Annotated in this window: 15 protein-coding genes; 7 read left to right on the top strand and 8 right to left on the bottom strand. The window is 72.0% G+C overall.

The genetic code is table 11. The annotated features are described in order from the left end of the window. Nucleotides 1–2 precede the first annotated feature (2 nt). The 6 genes from FXF68_RS39465 to FXF68_RS39440 all read right to left on the bottom strand — a co-directional run bounded on the left by FXF68_RS39465 (nt 3) and on the right by FXF68_RS39440 (nt 5,985). Entirely contained in the window at nt 3–920 is a 918-nt protein-coding gene (locus FXF68_RS39465) for a type II secretion system F family protein (protein ID WP_148767935.1), read from the bottom strand. Further along, nucleotides 917–1,903, bottom strand: coding sequence for a type II secretion system F family protein (locus FXF68_RS39460; protein WP_148767934.1), 987 nt, complete (start codon nt 1,901–1,903; stop codon nt 917–919). The genes FXF68_RS39465 and FXF68_RS39460 overlap by 4 nt, the downstream gene beginning before the upstream one ends. Before the next feature lie 19 nt (nt 1,904–1,922). Further along, nucleotides 1,923–3,221, bottom strand: coding sequence for a TadA family conjugal transfer-associated ATPase (locus FXF68_RS39455; protein WP_148767933.1), 1,299 nt, complete (start codon nt 3,219–3,221; stop codon nt 1,923–1,925). Then, nucleotides 3,222–4,124, bottom strand: a complete 903-nt coding sequence (locus tag FXF68_RS39450; protein ID WP_246179197.1) for a hypothetical protein — start codon at nt 4,122–4,124, stop codon at nt 3,222–3,224. A 2-nt stretch (nt 4,125–4,126) separates the two neighbouring features. Next, nucleotides 4,127–5,020, bottom strand: a complete 894-nt coding sequence (locus FXF68_RS39445; protein ID WP_148767932.1) for a CpaB family protein — start codon at nt 5,018–5,020, stop codon at nt 4,127–4,129. A gap of 254 nt (nt 5,021–5,274) precedes the next feature. Beyond that, nucleotides 5,275–5,985 carry a TetR/AcrR family transcriptional regulator gene (locus FXF68_RS39440; protein ID WP_148767931.1) on the bottom strand — a complete coding sequence of 237 codons (711 nt, stop codon included), beginning with the start codon at nt 5,983–5,985 and terminating at the stop codon, nt 5,275–5,277. A 111-nt stretch (nt 5,986–6,096) separates the two neighbouring features. On the opposite strand from FXF68_RS39440, the gene FXF68_RS39435 reads away from it, so the two are divergent. The 4 genes from FXF68_RS39435 (at nt 6,097) to FXF68_RS39420 (ending at nt 12,812) form a co-directional block, all read left to right on the top strand. Then, nucleotides 6,097–7,038 (top strand): NAD-dependent epimerase/dehydratase family protein, encoded by a 942-nt coding sequence (locus FXF68_RS39435; protein WP_148767930.1) that lies wholly within the window; start codon nt 6,097–6,099, stop codon nt 7,036–7,038. A 43-nt stretch (nt 7,039–7,081) separates the two neighbouring features. Continuing rightward, nucleotides 7,082–11,566: an FtsK/SpoIIIE domain-containing protein gene (locus FXF68_RS39430; RefSeq protein WP_148767929.1), complete on the top strand. Its 4,485-nt coding sequence runs from the start codon at nt 7,082–7,084 to the stop codon at nt 11,564–11,566. Between the two features lie 245 nt (nt 11,567–11,811). Next, nucleotides 11,812–12,609: a helix-turn-helix domain-containing protein gene (locus FXF68_RS39425; protein ID WP_148767928.1), complete on the top strand. Its 798-nt coding sequence runs from the start codon at nt 11,812–11,814 to the stop codon at nt 12,607–12,609. After that, nucleotides 12,606–12,812: a DUF397 domain-containing protein gene (locus tag FXF68_RS39420; protein ID WP_148767927.1), complete on the top strand. Its 207-nt coding sequence runs from the start codon at nt 12,606–12,608 to the stop codon at nt 12,810–12,812. Before FXF68_RS39425 ends, FXF68_RS39420 begins: the two co-directional genes overlap by 4 nt. A gap of 66 nt (nt 12,813–12,878) precedes the next feature. On the opposite strand, the gene FXF68_RS39415 is transcribed toward FXF68_RS39420, so the two are convergent. Then, nucleotides 12,879–13,427: a DUF1062 domain-containing protein gene (locus tag FXF68_RS39415; protein ID WP_148767926.1), complete on the bottom strand. Its 549-nt coding sequence runs from the start codon at nt 13,425–13,427 to the stop codon at nt 12,879–12,881. A gap of 284 nt (nt 13,428–13,711) precedes the next feature. Then, entirely contained in the window at nt 13,712–14,092 is a 381-nt protein-coding gene (locus FXF68_RS39410; RefSeq protein ID WP_148767925.1) for a winged helix-turn-helix transcriptional regulator, read from the bottom strand. A gap of 83 nt (nt 14,093–14,175) precedes the next feature. Between FXF68_RS39410 and FXF68_RS39405 the strand changes: the two genes are divergently transcribed. The 3 genes from FXF68_RS39405 to FXF68_RS39395 all read left to right on the top strand — a co-directional run bounded on the left by FXF68_RS39405 (nt 14,176) and on the right by FXF68_RS39395 (nt 16,030). Continuing rightward, a complete protein-coding gene (locus FXF68_RS39405; RefSeq protein ID WP_148767924.1) occupies nt 14,176–14,610 on the top strand; it encodes a nuclear transport factor 2 family protein in 435 nt (144 codons plus the stop codon). A gap of 164 nt (nt 14,611–14,774) precedes the next feature. Next, on the top strand, nt 14,775–15,143 hold the full coding sequence (locus tag FXF68_RS39400) for a hypothetical protein (RefSeq protein WP_222870307.1): 369 nt from the start codon (nt 14,775–14,777) through the stop codon (nt 15,141–15,143). Between the two features lie 332 nt (nt 15,144–15,475). Beyond that, the gene (locus tag FXF68_RS39395) at nt 15,476–16,030 is read left to right on the top strand and encodes an RNA polymerase sigma factor (protein WP_148767923.1); all 555 of its coding nucleotides are present in this window, start codon (nt 15,476–15,478) and stop codon (nt 16,028–16,030) included. The last annotated feature ends 20 nt before the right edge of the window (nt 16,031–16,050 follow it).

The following is a 16,050-nucleotide window of genomic DNA, read 5'->3' as shown; positions in this document are numbered from 1 at the left end:
CGTCATGAGGCCAGCACCCGCATCAGGGCCGGATAGGCCAGGAAGATCAGGAATCCGGCGCACAGGAAGAGCTGCGCGACCAGCATCGACTGGGATCGCTCGCCCGCCTTGCCCTCCAGCTCCGACAGCTCGCGGCTGCGCATGGACGCGGCCCGCGCGCCGAGCGACTTGCGGATCTGCGCGCCGTCGTCCTGGACGAGCGCGAGCGCCCCCGCGAGGTCGCGGAGCTCGGCGATGTCGAGCTCCTCGCCGAGCCGGCCGAGCGACTGCCAGGGCGTCTGCCCGGTGATCCGGGCGTTGCCGAGCGCGTCCCGGATCCGGTGCATGGCCCAGCCCTCGCCGACGCCCGCCGCCGTCATCAGCGCCTCCGGGACGCCGCGCCCGCCCGCGAGGTTCATCGAGACGAGGTCGAGGAACGCGCCGACGACGTGCCGGAAGTCCTGACGGCGGGCCTGTGCCTCCTGGCGGAGCTGCATGTCGGGGAAGAAGAAGAAAACGATGGCGAACAGCACGCAGATCCAGGCCGGGACGGCGACCGACGACCCGAGGCCGAGCAGCGCGAACCACGCGACGACCAGCGGGATGAACACCAGCGCGGCGGCGGGCAGCAGGAACTTCGTCGCGAGGAACGCCTCCAGCGACCGCTCGGTGATCGCGAGGTCGGCGCGCACCGAGCGCAGCCGCCAGCCCCGCGACTCGCAGAACTTGACCAGCTCGCGGCCGAGCCGCGCCCGCACCCCGCCGACCTTCTCCAGCGTCGGGGAGAGCCGTCCGGCCGCCTGCTCCTCCAGGTCGCGGTGCCGGGCGGCGTCGAGCGCGGCCATCCGCGCGGCGAGCCCGGGACGCGCCGGGAACAGCGCGCGGACCAGCACGTACAGGCCGAAGCCGACGACGGCTCCCGCGAGCAGGGCGGCGTTCACGTCCCGCCACCCCCGCCCGCGTCCATGGTGTGCCGGCCGCGCAGCGGAAGCTCCTGCGGGCCCGCGGACCCGTCGCCCTGCCAGCCCGCGACGGTGCTCGGCACCTCGCCCGGCACGCCCGGATGGGCGGTCTTGCGCGACTCGGTGAGGAAGCGTCCGGGCAGCTCGTAGCGGGCGAGGCGGCGCAGCCACAGGAACGCCGCCGCGTACAGCGCGACGACCACGCACAGGACGAGCTGCCCGAGGACGTCGTCGTACGGCTGCACGTACGAGTGGTTGAACACGGCGAGGGCGAGGGCCGTCCCGACCGAGACGGCGACGACGATCCGGACGCTCCGCCGCGTGGACCGCCGGTCGGCCTCCACCCGGCGCCGCATGTCCAGCTCGGCGCGGGCGGACGTGGCGAGGGCGCTCAGCATGTCGCGCAGGCCGGGCCCGCGCAGCTTGGCGTTCAGGACCAGCGCGGCGATCACGAGGTCGGCGGACGGGTCGTCCAGGTCGTCGGCGAACCGGCGCAGCGCGTCCGGCATCGGGACGCGGGTGTGCAGCCGGTCGACCAGGTCGCGCAGCGGCCGCCGGAGCGCGGGCGCGGCGGCGCGCTGCGAGGCGGGGATGGCCTGTTCGAGGCCGACGGCGCCCGCGATCGTGTCGCGCAGCGACTCCGTCCACCCGGCGAGGGCTTCGAGTCGCGCCATGCCCTTGCGCTCCTCGGCGGCGCCGCCCGCGAGGCCGTTCCAGGCGAGGACGAGCGCGCCCGTCCCGGCGGCGGCGATGGGCCAGCGGGTCAGGACGAGCACGACGACGCCGACGATGACGGCGACGGCGGTGCGGGTGGTGAGGGTCCGGACGAGGTCCTCGCGGCTGCGCCCGCGGACGGGCTTCGCGCGAGGCGGGAGCCCGCGCAGCGCGACGGCGAACAGCAGCAGCCCGCCGCCCGCCACCGCCCCGGCGGCGACGGCGAGCAGCACGTCCGGCGCGTACATCAGCCGTCCTCCCGGGGGTTCACCACGCGCCTCCGGAGGGGTCGTAGCCGTGGTGGGCGAGTTCGTCGGCGCAGGCGATCGGCGCGCTCGGCACCGCGTACCCGTTGGGCCCGAGCGCGAACACCTCCGACGACAGGACGCGGCCGTCCACGCCGGTGACCTCGCGGATGCTCGACACGAACCGGCGCAGCCGCCCGCCCGTCGCGTAGTCGTTCTGCTTCTCGACGAACACGACGAAGTCGATCGCGCCCGCGATGAGCATGTGGGTCGCCTCGACGGGGAGCCGCTCCTCCGACTGGATCGCGTAGGTCGCGATGCGGTTGAACACCTCCACCGACGAGTTCGCGTGGATCGTGGACAGCGACCCGTCGTTGCCCTGCGTCATGGCGTTCAGCATCGTGACGATCTCGTCGCCGAGGACCTCGCCGACGATCACCCGGGACGGGTTCATCCGCAGCGACCGGCGGACCAGCTCCGCCATCGAGATCGCGCCCTGCCCCTCCGAGTTCGGCAGCCGCTGCTCGAACGCGACGCAGTTCGGGTGCAGTTCGGGGAAGGCGTCGAGGCCGAGCTCCAGCGCCCGCTCGACGGTGATCAGCCGCTCGTGCGGCGGGATCTCGTTGGCGACGGCGCGCAGCAGCGTCGTCTTCCCCGCGTTGGTCGCCCCGGCGATCATGATGTTCTTGCGGGCGAGCACGGCGGCGCGGAAGAACTGGCCGATCTCCTGGCTGAACGTCCCGTTGCCGACCAGGTCGGCGAGGAACACCTTGCCGAGCCGCGCGCGCCGGATCGACAGCGCCGGGCGGACGGTCACGTCCATCACCGCCGACAGCCGGGAGCCGTCCGGGAGGCGCAGGTCGAGCTGCGGGTTCGCGGTGTCGAACGGCCGCGACGACAGCCCGCTGTAGGCGGCGAGGATCTGGATCAGCTCGACCAGTTCCTCGTCGCTCTCGGCGACCGGCTCGGCCATCACCTCGCGCCCGTCGGCGTAGCCGATGAACACGCGGTCGCAGCCGTTGACGTCGATGTTCTCGATCTCGGGGTCTTCCAGTAAAGGCTGGAGGCGGCCGACGCCGAACAGCGCGGCGTGCACCCCGGCGGCGAGCGCCTCCTCCTCTTCGGCGTTCGGCGGACGCCGCCCGGACGTGATCTCGCCGCGCGCGAACTCCTCCAGCACCCGGCCGATCAGCGCGCGGGCGAACTGGCGCTCGTCCTCCCCGGACATCGGCGCCAGCCCGTTCGCGGCGTCCAGCCTGCGCTGCTGCGCGAGCCGGTCGCCGACCTCCTGGCGGAGCCGTTTGACGAGTCCGTGGTCCATCTAGCGCCTCCCCTCGACGTGCTGCGGGACGTCCCGCCGCGGCGCGCCGTCCGGGACGCCGGGCCCCACCGGCTGCTCGGGCGCGTGCCCGGCGGACGGGAGCCGTCCGACGAGGTCGCCCGCGACCTCCCGGGCGGAGCGGATCAGCAGCGAGCGGTCGAGCCGCCCGCCCCACTGGCCGGACAGCAGCTCCGCGCCCTTCGGGTCGAGCGCGAGGCCGCCGAGGACGGACACCGGGGGCGGCGGCGGGCCGGGCTGCCCGCCCGCGTCCACCGCGTGGCCGCGGTTGCGGGCGCCCGCGAGGATCCGGTCGACCTCGGCGATCGGCGCGCGGAAGTCGCGCGGGTCGGCGAGCACGAGCACCCCGACCGGCGGCCCGCCGCGCAGCGACTCGGTCAGCGCCGCGACCCGTTCGCGCAGGTGCGCGACCTGTTCGAGGGTGGCGCGGGTGAGCAGGACGACGAGGTCGGCCTCGCGCATCAGCTCGGTCAGCGGGGTGTCGGCGCCGAGCCGTCCGCAGTCGGCGAGGACGTCCACCGGGGCGAGCCCGGCGAACGCGCGGCCGAGCGGCCCCCACAGCCACGTCATGGCCTGCGCCTGCTCGGCGTTCGTGATCCCGACGAGGACGTCGAGGCCGCCGACGAGCCGCTGGCAGTGCTCGGCGATCTGGTCGGGGCGCAGCCCGCGCCGCGCGGTCGCGGCGAGGCTGAGCAGGCCGCGGGACGGGTTGAGCATGGCCTCGGCGCCGTCGCCGTCCTGCGCGGGGAGCCGGTACACGAGGTCGCCGCCCGCCTGGTCGCACTCGGCGACCAGCACCGGGCGCGGCCACACGGCGCCGAGGGCGACGGCCGCCGTGGTGACGCCCGGCGCCCCCTTGTCAGCGGCGAGCGCGATGAGGGCCACCGTCAGTTACCGCCGTTGCCCGCGGGCGGCGCGCCGCTCTGCGGCGGGACGGGCACCGTCCCGCCGGTGGGGTTCTGCTGGTTGCCGCCCTGGTTCTGAGTGCCGCCCTGGTTCTGCTCGCCGTTCTTGCCCGGCGTCGCGGGCGGCGGGAGGGCGGCCTTCGTGCCGTCCGGGACGAGCGCGAGCGCGACCGTCCCGCCGGACGCGGCCTGCGTGACGAGCGCCGCCTCCGCGGGCAGGACGGCGACGTCCACGCTGGTCTGGTCGGAGCGCAGCCGCGCGCCGCCGAACCCGCTGCCGCCGCTGCCGCCGCCGACGGCCATCACGATCGCGTCCGGGGCGAGGACGGTGCCCGCGCGGGGCCCGCCGTTCGTCCCGCCGCCGACCGCGTAGAGGGTGACGTGCTTGCCGGTCTCCAGCCCGCCGGACGGGAACTGCCCCGGTTTCAGCGCGAGCCCGACGATGAGGCGGCCCTTCGCCGGGCCGTCCGCCGGGCTGATCATGGCGTTGGTCAGCAGCGCGCCCTTCACCAGCGGGACGGCCGCGAAGTAGCGGGTCACCTTGGCGCGCTCCGACCAGGCGATGTACTGGATGCCGGTGTCGCCGACCTGGACCTCCTCGAGCGCGTTCGCCGGGATCCGCTGCCCGGCCGCGACCGGCTGCGCGATCCGGACCGCCGACACCCGCTCGCCGCTCGCCATCACGAGGTAGGCGCTGGCGAGCGCGCCGCCGAGGATCAGCAGGACGGCGAGCGCCGCGAGGGCCGGTTTGCGCTCGCGCTGCGAGGCGGGGAGCCGCTGCCCGCCCGAGGTGCCGAGCCCGGAGCGGCCGAGGCCCGGCGTCCCGCCGGACGAGCCCGCCCCGCCGCCGGAGACGGTCGTCTGGTTGGCCTTCATCGCGCCCTGTCCTCCTGGACCCTGTCCTGGTCCTCCTGGACCCTGTCCTGCTGGGCTTGGTCCCGCTCCCGGCCATCGCCGAGCGATCCATGCTTGCGGGGGCGGTGAGGTCACGTCAATGGATTCGGTGGAGTCGAGCCGCCCGTTCTCCGGGGTTTCCACGGTGACCTGCGCATTCGCCGGTCACTTGGCCGCTTACCACCAGTCACACCCGTCACTGACCGCGCGCGGGGCGCGGCGGAGCCCGCCTCCGGTCAGGCGCGGAGGCCGATGAGGCGGCCGAGAAGTGTCATGGAATGGTGGAAATAGGCGGCACGTTCTTCGATCACCGCGGTGAATTGTCCGAACAATTCGAAGCTGACCGTCCCGTACAGGCCGCACCACGCGGTGAGGGCCCGCGCGACGATCTCCTCGGGCACGTCCATGCCGACGGCCTCGCGCGCGCGGGCCGCGTCCCCGGCGAGGCCGGGCGGGACGGGCGGGCACGGCCCGGCGGGGTCGAGGGCGTCCGCCGCGTGCGCCTCGGTGACGATCCGCGCGAAGACGACGGTGTCGCGCAGGGCGGCGGGGACGGTGTCCTCCGGCGCCTCGTACCCGGGGACGGGCGACCCGTAGAGCAGGGCGTACTCGTGCGGGTGCGCGAGCGCCCACTCGCGGACGGCCCGGCACACGGCGAGCCAGCGTCCGGCGAAGTCGTCCGCGTCGTTCGCGCGGGCCTCGGCGTCGGCGCGCTCGACCGCGTCCCCGATGGCGTCGTACCCGTCGATGATCAGCGCGGTGAGCAGGTCGTCGCGGCTCGGGAAGTACCGGTAGATGGCCGACGACACCATGCCCATCTCGCGGGCGATCGCGCGCAGCGACAGCCCCGCCGCGCCCGAGCTGCCGAGCTGCCGCCTGGCCAGCTCGGTGATCTCGCCGATCAGCTCCGCCCGTACCCGTTCCCGTGCCGTCCGCCCCGCGCTCATGGGCGGCAGCCTAGCAGAGCGCCGCACCTAACCGAGAGCATCGCTCTTGACAACGCCGCTCTCCTCAGAGAGCATTGCTCTCATAACGGAGCACCGATTGGAGACTGAGCCATGGGAAAGCACGTGATCGTCGGAGCCGGGCAGGTCGGCGGCCATCTGGCCGAGCGGCTGGCCGGGCAGGGCCATGACGTCGTCGTGGTGACCAGGTCCGGGACGGGCCCCGAGGGCGTCGAGCGGATCGCCGCCGACGCCTCCGACCGGGCGCGGCTCACCGAGATCGCCACGAACGCCGACGCGCTCTACAACTGCGTCAACCCGCGGTACCACCGCTGGACGCAGGACTGGCCGCCGCTGGCCGCGTCCTTCCTGGGCGCCGCCGAGGCGACCGGCGCCGTCCTCGTGATCCTGGGCAACCTGTACGGGTACGGCCCGGTCGACGGCCCCATGACCGAGGACCTGCCGCTCGCCGCCCCCGGCGTGAAGGGCCAGGTGCGGGCGAAGATGTGGCGGGACGCCCTGGCCGCGCACGAGGCCGGCCGCATCCGCACCACCGAGCTGCGGCCGTCCGACTACTACGGGCCGCGCAGCACCGACCAGGCGTACATCGGCGAGACCCGGTTCGTGAAGCCGCTGCTGGCGGGCAAGCGGGTGCCGTACTTCAGCGACCCGTCCGTCCCGCACGCCTGGACGTACCTGCCGGACGTCGCCGAGGCCCTCGCCATCGCGGGCACCGACGAGCGCGCGTGGGGACGGCCCTGGCACGTCCCGACCGGGCCCGCCGTCTCGACGCTCGACGTCGCGAGGCGGCTGTGCGAGATTGCGGACGCTCCCGCCCCGCGCGTCTTCGAGGTGCCGCGCCTCGTCTTCAACGCGGCCGGGCTCGTCAACCCGATGGCGCGCGAGCTGCGCGAGACCCGCTACCAGTTCGACAAGCCGTACATCCTGGACTCGTCCGCCTTCGAGACGACATTCGGGATGAGGCCGACGCCCATGGACGACGCGCTTCGCACGATCGTCGCCGCCTACCGGGAGTCGGCCGCGGCGGGTAACTAAGCTGACTCCGATCGTGCTGCGGACGCGGACGTCGGAGGCTCGGATGCGGATCTCGTTCACGGCGCTGACCGGCGGAGGGCCGCGCGACGTCGTGCTCGACGTCGACTCGGAGGCCACCGTGGACGGTGTCGCGCACTCCCTCGCCGCCCTCCTCGACGCCCCGGCCCCCGCGCTCTCCCCGCGCCTGTCCAAGGAGGCCCTGGGCTCCGGCCCGGGGCGGCGCCGCGCGCTCTGGATGGACGGCCGCATGCTCGACCCGCAGGCCCTCGCCGTGAAGGAGCTGCGGGACGGCGCGGTCGTCGCGGTCGAGCGGCGCGGCGCGGCGGCGACCGTCCTCGCCGAGCCGACCGGACTGGTCGAGGTGCGCGTCATCGGCGGTCCGGCCGCCGGGTCGGTGCACCGGCTCGGCCTCGGGGTCAGCACGCTCGGCTCCGGCCTCGACGTGGACGTGGTGCTGGACGACCCGTCCGTCCCGGCCCGGTCGCTGCGCCTCACGGTCGGGCGGGAGACGGTGCAGGTGGAGGCGTCCGCCCTGACGATGCAGGGCAGCGTCGCGCTCGACGGCACGCCGCTCACCGAGCCCGCGACCTGGCGGCCGGGCGCGCTGCTGGCGGTCGGCGCCAGCGTCCTGGTGCTCGTGCCGAGCGCCGCCCCCGACACGCACCTGGAGCCGCTGCCGGAGGGCGGGCTGGCGTTCAACCGTCCGCCCCGGCTGAACCCGGCGCACCGGGCGCGCCGGCTGGACGTCCCGGAGCGTCCCGAGCGCAACCCGCGCGAGCGCCTCCGCCTTTTCGGCGCGCTGCTGTTCTCCGCGTTCGGGCTGGCGATGGCGTTTGGGCTCGGCCAGTGGTGGTGGGCGCTGTTCGCGCTGGCCTGGCCGCTGATGACGCTCGGCGAATGGATCGGCGACCGGATCCACGGCCGCAAGTCGTACAAGAAGGCGCTGAAGGACTACCACCGCCGCGCCGGGGAGTTCGACGGCGAGGTGGAGCGGCTCCGCCGCGAGGACGAGGCGGAGCGCCGCGCCCTGCACCCCGACCCGGCCGAGGTGCTGCTCACCGCGACCGGTCCGCGGCGGCGGCTGTGGGAGCGGCGGCGCGGCGACGCCGACGTCCTGCACCTGCGGGTCGGGCTGGCCGACCTGCCCGCCCGCATCGAGTTCACCGGGGCGAAGGCCGACCTCGCGCCGCCGACCGCGCGGCACGTGCCGGTCGCGCTGCCGCTCGCCGACCTCGGCGTGATCGGGCTGACCGGGCCGCGCCGGGCGTCCCGCGCGCTGGCCCGCTGGATGGTCGCGCAGGCGGCCGTCCTGCACAGCCCGCGCGACCTGGCGATCGTCGTCCTGTCCGCGGACGCCGAGGCCGGGGAGGAGTGGAACTGGGTGCGCTGGCTCCCGCACTGCGCGCCCCGCGAGGGCGAGGACTGCGTCGCCCTCGTCGGCACCGATCAGGAGTCGGCCGCGCACCGGGTGACCGAGCTGGCGATCCGCGTGACGGAGCGGCGGCGCGCCGCGCAGGCCGAGTCGTCGTTCTTCGGCAAGGGCGAGGCGAAACCGGCCGGGTCCGTCCCGTACAATATCCTGATCGTGCTGGACGGCGCCCGCGCCCTCCGCCGCATCCCCGGCATGCCGATGCTCCTGTCGCGCGGCGCCGAGTTCGGCCTCTACGCCATCTGCGTGGACGACGAGGAGCGCCTCCTCCCCGAGGAATGCAGCGCCGTCGCGGCCCTCGACCCGCAGTACCACTCCGCCGTCAACCTGCGCGGACAGGGCTTGGAGGCGCTCGGGCACGTCCTCGCCGACCAGGTGTCCCCTGTCTGGACCGACCGGGTCGCGCGGGCGCTCGCACCCGTCCGGGACGTGTCGCGCGAGGACGCGGCGGAGTCTGTCCCTTCCGAGGTGCGGCTGCTGGACGTCCTCGGCATGCCGGAGCCGACCGCCGAGCACATCCTCCAGACCTGGACCCGGACCGGCGGCCGGACGACCCGCGTCCCCATCGGCGTCGGCCCCGGCGGGCACGGCTCCGCCGCCGAAAGCCACGAGATCGACCTCCGCGCGGACGGCCCCCACGCCCTCATCGCCGGAACCACCGGGGCGGGCAAGTCGGAGCTGCTGCAAACGCTGATCGCGTCGCTCGCCGTGGCGAACCGCCCGGACGAGATGACGTTCGTCCTGATCGACTACAAGGGCGGCGCCGCGTTCAACGACTGCGCCCGCCTCCCGCACACCGTCGGCATGGTCACCGACCTGGACGGGCACGCCACCGAACGCGCCCTGGAGTCCCTGGCCGCCGAGCTGCGCCGCCGCGAGGAGATCCTGCTCAAGGCGGGCGCCAAGGACATCGACGACTACAACGACCTGCGCCCTGGCGACCCCGGCCTGCCGGTCATGCCGCGCCTCGTCCTCGTGATCGACGAGTTCGCCGCGATGGTCACCGAGCTGCCCGGCTTCGTCGCCGGACTGGTCGACATCGGACGCCGGGGACGCTCCCTCGGCGTGCACCTCGTCCTCGCCACGCAGCGTCCGGCCGGGGTGGTGACGGCCGACATCCGCGCCAACACGAACCTGCGGATCGCGCTGCGCGTCACCGACCCCGACGAGTCGGTGGACGTGCTCGACGGCCCCGAGGCCGCGCAGATCTCCAAGTCGACCCCCGGCCGCTGCTACATCCGCTCCGGCGGGTCGACGCCGCAGCCGGTGCAGTCGGCGCGGATCGGCGGCCGTCGCCCGGGCGCGGTGGCCGGACGCCGGACGACCGACGTCCACGTCCTGCCGTGGCGCGGCCTCGGACACCCGCTGCCCGGCCCCCGCGAACCGGCCGACGACGCCGTCCAGGCCACCGACCTGGGCGTTCTCGTCCAGGCCGTGGACGAGGCGGCCCGCCGGGCGGGCATCGCGCGGCAGCCGTCCCCGTGGCTGAGCCCGCTGCCCGAGACCGTCGCGCTCACCCCGCGCACCGCCGCCGGGGGCTCCGTCGTGGACGTCCCGCCGATCCCGTTCGGCATCACCGACCTGCCCGCCGTCCAGTCCCGCGAGGCCCTGACGCTCGACCTCACCGCGGGCGGCCACCTCTACCTCGCCGGATCCGCCCAGTCGGGACGCTCCACCGCGCTCCGCACCATCGCCGGTTCGCTCGCCGCCGCCTGCTCCCCCTACGACGCGCACCTGTACGCGGTCGACTGCGGCGCGAACGCCCTCCTCCCACTGGTGTCCCTGCCGCACTGCGGGGCCGTCGTCACCCGCGACCAGCTCGACCGCTGCGAACGCCTCCTCACCGCGTTGACCGCCGAGGTCGCCCGCCGCCAGCAGCTCCTCGCCGAGGCGGGCTTCGCGTCCGTCGCCGAGCAGCGCGCCGCCGTGGCCGCCACCGACCGGCTCCCCTGGATGGTCCTGCTCCTCGACCGCTGGGAGGGCTTCCTCGGCGCGTTCGAGCACTACGACTACGGACGGCTCGTCGACCAGGTCGTCCGCCTCCTGCGCGAGGGCGCCGCCGCCGGGCTCCGCGCCGTCTTCACCGGCGACCGCTCCGGCCTGGGCGGACAGGTCTCCACCGTCTTCGACCGCCGCCTCATCCTGCGCATGGCCGACCCGAACGACTACGCCTACGGCGGCCTCCAGGACAAACAGGTCCCCGCCGCGATGCCACCGGGCCGTGCCCTGGAGCCGTCCGTGCCGGGCGCCCCGCCGCGCGAGTCGCAGATCGGCGTCCTGGGCGACGACCCGTCCGGGCCTGGGCAGGTGGCGGCGTTGCAGGAGATCGCCCGAACCTCCCTGTCCCGCTACGGCCGCCTGCCGCGCCGCCGCCGTCCCCTCCGGGTGGACGAGCTGCCCGTGCGGGTCACGTATCGCGAGGCGATGTCGCTGGACCCCGAGTTCCTGGCCCCCTCAGCGCTCTGGGCGCTGGTAGGCGTAGGCGGCGACACACTGGCCCCGGTGGGCATCGACCTCCTGGACGACGGCCCCGGCTTCGCGGTAGCGGGACCACCCCGCTCGGGCCGCTCGACCACCCTCCGGACGATCGTCCATTCCCTCTTGGACCCGGCGGTAGGCGGCGGCCTGGTCCCAGTCGTTCTGGTGACGCCGCGCCGCTCCCCGCTCCGCCTGCTGTCCGGCCACCCCGGCGTCCTGGGCCTGCTCACCGCCGACTCCGACCCGGACGACCTGATCGACGCGATAGGCGACGAACACCGCTACGCCGTGGTCGTGGACGACGCCGAACTCCTGGACGAGACCGACCTCGACGACGCCCTCCGCGACGTCCTCCGCACGGCCCGCGACGGCGAGCACGCCGTCATCATCGGCGGGACGACCGCCGACCTGGGCCGCGGCTACCGAGGCTTCCTCTCCGACACCCGCCGCTCCCGCTCAGGCGTGCTGCTCTCCATCGAGTCCCCCGACGACGGCGACCTCTTCGGCCTCCGCCTCCCCCGCAACGCTCCCTTGGGCGGCCCCACCGGCCGCGGCCTCTTCGTGGCCACAGGCATGACAACCCAAATCCAGGTCGCCCTACCACCACCCACCACCGACTGACATCGACCTCGAAATTCAGCATTTTTTCCAGAGGACGCTCTAGCAGTTTTTTGTGATCCCGACCAACGGGACATGAAGGACAATATAGTGCCTCTGAGGCATCTTCAATAATCGCTTCGACAAAAGGCTTGCAGCAAGCCGGTCGGCGCGGTTATTAGTGGGAGCGGCAGCCACTCCAGACCCACCTCAAGCTGGGCGGAGATCAACTCAACCCACCCCCCGGGTTAACCATTCCGGAGGCTCCCATGAGCGAGAATCGAGCCCGCGACTTCTTCGGCGACGAACTCCGCCGAAAGCGCAAGGCGGCGGGCCTCACCGGCAAAGAACTCGCCGACGCCCTCGGCTGCACCCCGCAATGGGTCAGCACCCTGGAGAACGGCCGCAAGGCGTCCGAGCAGAGCGCCCACGACCTCGATACCTTCTTCAAGACGGACGGCCTCTTCCACCGCATGTGGGAACTGGCCATGGAGATCGAGATCCAGACCGTCGTCCCACCCGGCTTCACCGAGTACGTCGGCTACGAGAAGACGGCCGACCGCATCCGCATCTTCAGCACCGGGCTGATCAGCGGGCTCTTCCAGACGGAGAGGTACGCATACACCGTCATCAGCGCGATGATGGGCTCAGACGCCGACAGGCTCGTCGCCGAGCGCATGGAACGAAAGTCGATATTCGCCAAGGACGACCCCCCGCACACCTTCCTCGTCCTGGACGAGAGCGTTATCCGGCGATCGGTCGGCGGCCCGGAAATAATGCGCCAGCAGCTCGCCTATCTGCTGGAGGTCGCGCAACGCCCGAGAATGATGCTCCAAATCGTCCCCTACAAGTCCGGATGCCACGTCGGGCTGACCGGAAGCTCCATCATCCTTGGCTTCGAGAACGGGCCGGAGGTCGCGTACACCGAATCGTCCGGGGAGGGAGTACTCCTAAGGCAAAGCGACAGGGTCGCGCTCCAAAACGTAAGGTGGGACTTGATCCAGTGCCACACGATCCCTTCCGAGGAGTCGTTGGCCATGATCCAACACGCGATGGAGCAGCTATGAGCACCTCGAACGTGCCAAGCCGATGGCGCAAGAGCAGCCACAGCGGCCCCGAAGGAGGCGAATGCGTCGAGGTGGCCAACCTGGCCGCATTGATCGGCGTTCGCGACTCCAAGGACCCCAACGGGCCCCAACTCACCATCTCCCCCGCAGCCTGGGCGGTCTTCACGCGCGATGTTAAAGGCAACGCCCACGACCTGCCCTGATGTCCCCCACAGCCCCGAATGAAGCGAGCCCTCGACCGCGACGAAACGGTCGAGGGCTCGGCTCTCTCACACCAGCACGAAGGAGAAGTCCGCCTTCGTCTTGCGCTTGAGCGGGATGTCGATCTTTACTCTCCGAGCGACCTCCTTCCGGCTGAGGCCCAGCTCATGGGCGATGAGCCAGTCGGGACGGACCGGCACGGGATCCTCGAAGGTGACCTCGATCTGGACGGGCCACGGATCATCCGGAACAGGTGCCGCGACGAGCTCCCAGCACCCGTCCCAGTCCAGCTCGAACCGGTTGCGCCGAGCGATCAACGGATCGAACAGGGCGTCCACGACGAGCTCGGACGAGTTGGCCGTGTACCCGGCCAGCAGCTCAGCGGACAGCGAGCGCACCGGCACCCGCTCGTACACGCTGACCTTGCTGGTCCGTTCACACCCGACACAGATGACCAGCAGCCAGACAGAAAGCAGCTTGCCGTTGGCATTGACACGGAACTTGCCGCTCCCGGTACTGGCGCGCTCGGACGGGCAAGCCACGCACCGCAGAACGAGCGAAGGCAGCCGAGTCCGCCGCACCACCCAGGGCAGCACGATATGGCGATGTGAAGACATGATCTCTCTGAAGACCTGACGAGAGCACAGAAAACAGAGCCGACGTCACACGTCGGCAATCAATGCGCGAAGAAGAGTCAGGTCTAAAGAGCAGGCGGCGTCATGCGCGCGATGTCCTCACGTAGGCGAACCTCCGACGGTAGACACCCCCGTCTCCCACCACCACCCATTTTTCGCCGCCCGAACGCCCGGCGCCTCCGATCGGCGAGCACAGGCGAAGCCGCCGCGAGGTGTCGAGCGAGGCAGCATTCCGGTCTGCGATCACGTCGGGTGCCGGAGTGTCGTCAGTCGTTGTGGGCGCGGTCGTAGGCGGCCTGGGCGGCGGCGACGGCGCCGCCGTGTCGTTTGGCCCAGTCGGTGAGCTCCAGCAGCGACTTGTGCAGCTCTTGGGCCATCTCCGTCAGGGTGTACTCGACCTTGGGCGGGACGACCGGATGGACGGTGCGTACGAGCAGGCCGTCCCGCTCCAGCTTGCGCAGCTTGAGCGTGAGCATGCGCCTGCTGATCCCCGTGATCGAACGTTCCAGCTCCGTGAACCGGACCGGACCCTGCGCGGCGGCCACCAGGATGCCGATGCTCCACTTCCCGGAGACGTGATCCAGGACCTCCGAGACCGGGCACGCCTCGCTGGCCAGGACTGACACATCGATGTGACGCTGGGACATAAAGGTGCCTTCTTCCGCCGGCCTCGATGGTCACCAATCATGTACTCCGTATCAAATCGTGCACCGAACCGGAAGGCAGCTCGATGCTTCGGGAACTGGCAGACCGCGCCGCGATCCTGGACGCCGTCATCGCGTACGCGACGGCCCTGGACACCAGGGACTGGGAGAAGCTGGGCGCGTTGTTCACCGACGGCGCCTGCTGGGAGTACAGCGGTTCGGGAGAGAAGCTCTTCGGACCCGATGCGATCGTCGCCAGGATCAGCACCAGCTTGGAGCGACTCGACGCCACCCATCACCTGAACGGCAACCATGTCGCCTCGGTGCACGGTGACGAGGCCGAGCACACGTGCTACTACCAAGCCCAGCATGTCCGCCATGGCCTACCCGATGGCGAGAAGTTCCTCGGTGCCGGTCGCTACGTCGACCGTCTGCGCCGCACCCCGAACGGCTGGCGATTCACGCACCGCACGATCACCACCGTCTGGAGCGAGGGAAACCCCGCCGTGTTCGCGTCCTGACGGCAGCCCAGGATCGAGCTGCCGGGTTGCGGCTACGCGGCGGAATCCCTCGGGTTCGCGGTTCGCTCAGGAAGTGCCGGGGACGTCCGGACCGCGTATCGGCGGCTGGTGGACGCCAAGTTCGACGGCTTGGGTTCCGCGGTAGCACGCGTAGAGTGCCGATCATGGACAGCGTCCAAGACTGGCCTGCGGACAAGCTGAACGCGTTGCGGGTCGGGCAGCGGCTCGTCGCCGAGGTCTCGGCCTCTGGGACCGGTCGGCGTGCGTTCGTCGACATCACGCCGGTCGTGACACCGGGTGACGCTCAGGCCGGGCGAGAAGGTTGGAAACGGGCCGACCGTGCGCGCACGATTCGTCTGCAGCACTGGGAGTACGACGCTGAGGGCATTGGCGGCCTTGATTACGACGTCGGAGCCGTCCTGGTTCGGAGCGCGTCAGTAGTCGGGGAGGGTGAGTTGGCCGCGACGCTTGAGGCGTGGGGGCTGCATGCCGGGCGGTTCCGCTATCCCTGGGAGACCGATGACCCGAGGTAGCCGCCTGGGAAAGGGTGTGCGGGTCCACCGCCACTGTCTCGGACGCCGACCACAAGCGGCCCCGACAATAGGAATGCTCCACCTCACGCAAGCAACCGGGCCTCCTGATGTTGGACGAGCCCGAGCCGTAAAGCAGCACCTCAGAGCCCCGGCCGACCGGCTCCTTTAGCCGGGTCCGGCCGCCGCGCGCCCCCTCACTGCCGCAGTGCCCGGACGGGCCGCCCCAGCGAGAAGGATCTAGGGCGCAGCGGGCAATCAAGGGTGTGCTCAAGTCCTCCCGTAGCCCCGCAAGGAGCTCAGATGATCAGCCATGGGTCCCTCCTGGATCGGACGTGACCGCGGCGCCGCCGCCAGACGCGGAGACCATCGTCACCTCATGGCGGCGGCCGGAGAACTTCGCAATGATCTTCGATCGGTACTACACCGAAATCCACAGGTACGTTGACCGTCGCCTCGGCCCGGACATCGCGGACGACATCGCGGCAGAGACGTTCCTCGTGGCATTTCGCTCACGCGCAAAGTTCCAACCGGCAAGCGACTCGGCGCGGCCCTGGCTGTACGGCATAGCGACCCACCTCATCAGCCGACACCGTCGAACCGAAACGCGAAAATACAGGGCAATGGCACGCCTACGAGCACGAGCCCCGGCGAACGAGCACGAAGAACACACGCTCGACCCGACCTCCGCAATGGACGGCCCTCTGAGCGAGGCGCTGGCCGCCCTCAAACACGGCGACCGAGACGTCTTACTCCTCATCGCCCTCGGAGACCTAAGCTACGCCGAGGTGGCAGAAGTGATCCACAGAGCCGAGTGGACCAAAATCCCCGCCACCCAACTCCTACCGAAGTCACTCAGCCCCAAGCCCCAGGTCGAGGAAAGTCCATGAACGTCAAGAGCCGTCCTGCT

The sequence above is a fragment of the Actinomadura decatromicini genome (assembly GCF_008121305.1).
Taxonomy (GTDB): domain Bacteria; phylum Actinomycetota; class Actinomycetes; order Streptosporangiales; family Streptosporangiaceae; genus Spirillospora; species Spirillospora syzygii.
This window is presented reverse-complemented; position numbering and strand designations above follow the sequence as displayed.

Excerpts from the sequence above, each read along its gene's own strand:
- FXF68_RS39425 (WP_148767928.1), top strand. The coding sequence starts at position 11,812 with ATGAGCGAGAATCGAGCCCGCGACTTCTTCGGCGACGAACTCCGCCGA.
- FXF68_RS39415 (WP_148767926.1), bottom strand. The coding sequence starts at position 13,427 with ATGTCTTCACATCGCCATATCGTGCTGCCCTGGGTGGTGCGGCGGACT.
- FXF68_RS39410 (WP_148767925.1), bottom strand. The coding sequence starts at position 14,092 with ATGTCCCAGCGTCACATCGATGTGTCAGTCCTGGCCAGCGAGGCGTGC.
- FXF68_RS39405 (WP_148767924.1), top strand. The coding sequence starts at position 14,176 with ATGCTTCGGGAACTGGCAGACCGCGCCGCGATCCTGGACGCCGTCATC.
- FXF68_RS39430 (WP_148767929.1), top strand. The coding sequence starts at position 7,082 with ATGCGGATCTCGTTCACGGCGCTGACCGGCGGAGGGCCGCGCGACGTC.
- FXF68_RS39460 (WP_148767934.1), bottom strand. The coding sequence starts at position 1,903 with ATGTACGCGCCGGACGTGCTGCTCGCCGTCGCCGCCGGGGCGGTGGCG.
- FXF68_RS39435 (WP_148767930.1), top strand. The coding sequence starts at position 6,097 with ATGGGAAAGCACGTGATCGTCGGAGCCGGGCAGGTCGGCGGCCATCTG.
- FXF68_RS39445 (WP_148767932.1), bottom strand. The coding sequence starts at position 5,020 with ATGAAGGCCAACCAGACGACCGTCTCCGGCGGCGGGGCGGGCTCGTCC.
- FXF68_RS39400 (WP_222870307.1), top strand. The coding sequence starts at position 14,775 with ATGGACAGCGTCCAAGACTGGCCTGCGGACAAGCTGAACGCGTTGCGG.
- FXF68_RS39440 (WP_148767931.1), bottom strand. The coding sequence starts at position 5,985 with ATGAGCGCGGGGCGGACGGCACGGGAACGGGTACGGGCGGAGCTGATC.
- FXF68_RS39455 (WP_148767933.1), bottom strand. The coding sequence starts at position 3,221 with ATGGACCACGGACTCGTCAAACGGCTCCGCCAGGAGGTCGGCGACCGG.
- FXF68_RS39420 (WP_148767927.1), top strand. The coding sequence starts at position 12,606 with ATGAGCACCTCGAACGTGCCAAGCCGATGGCGCAAGAGCAGCCACAGC.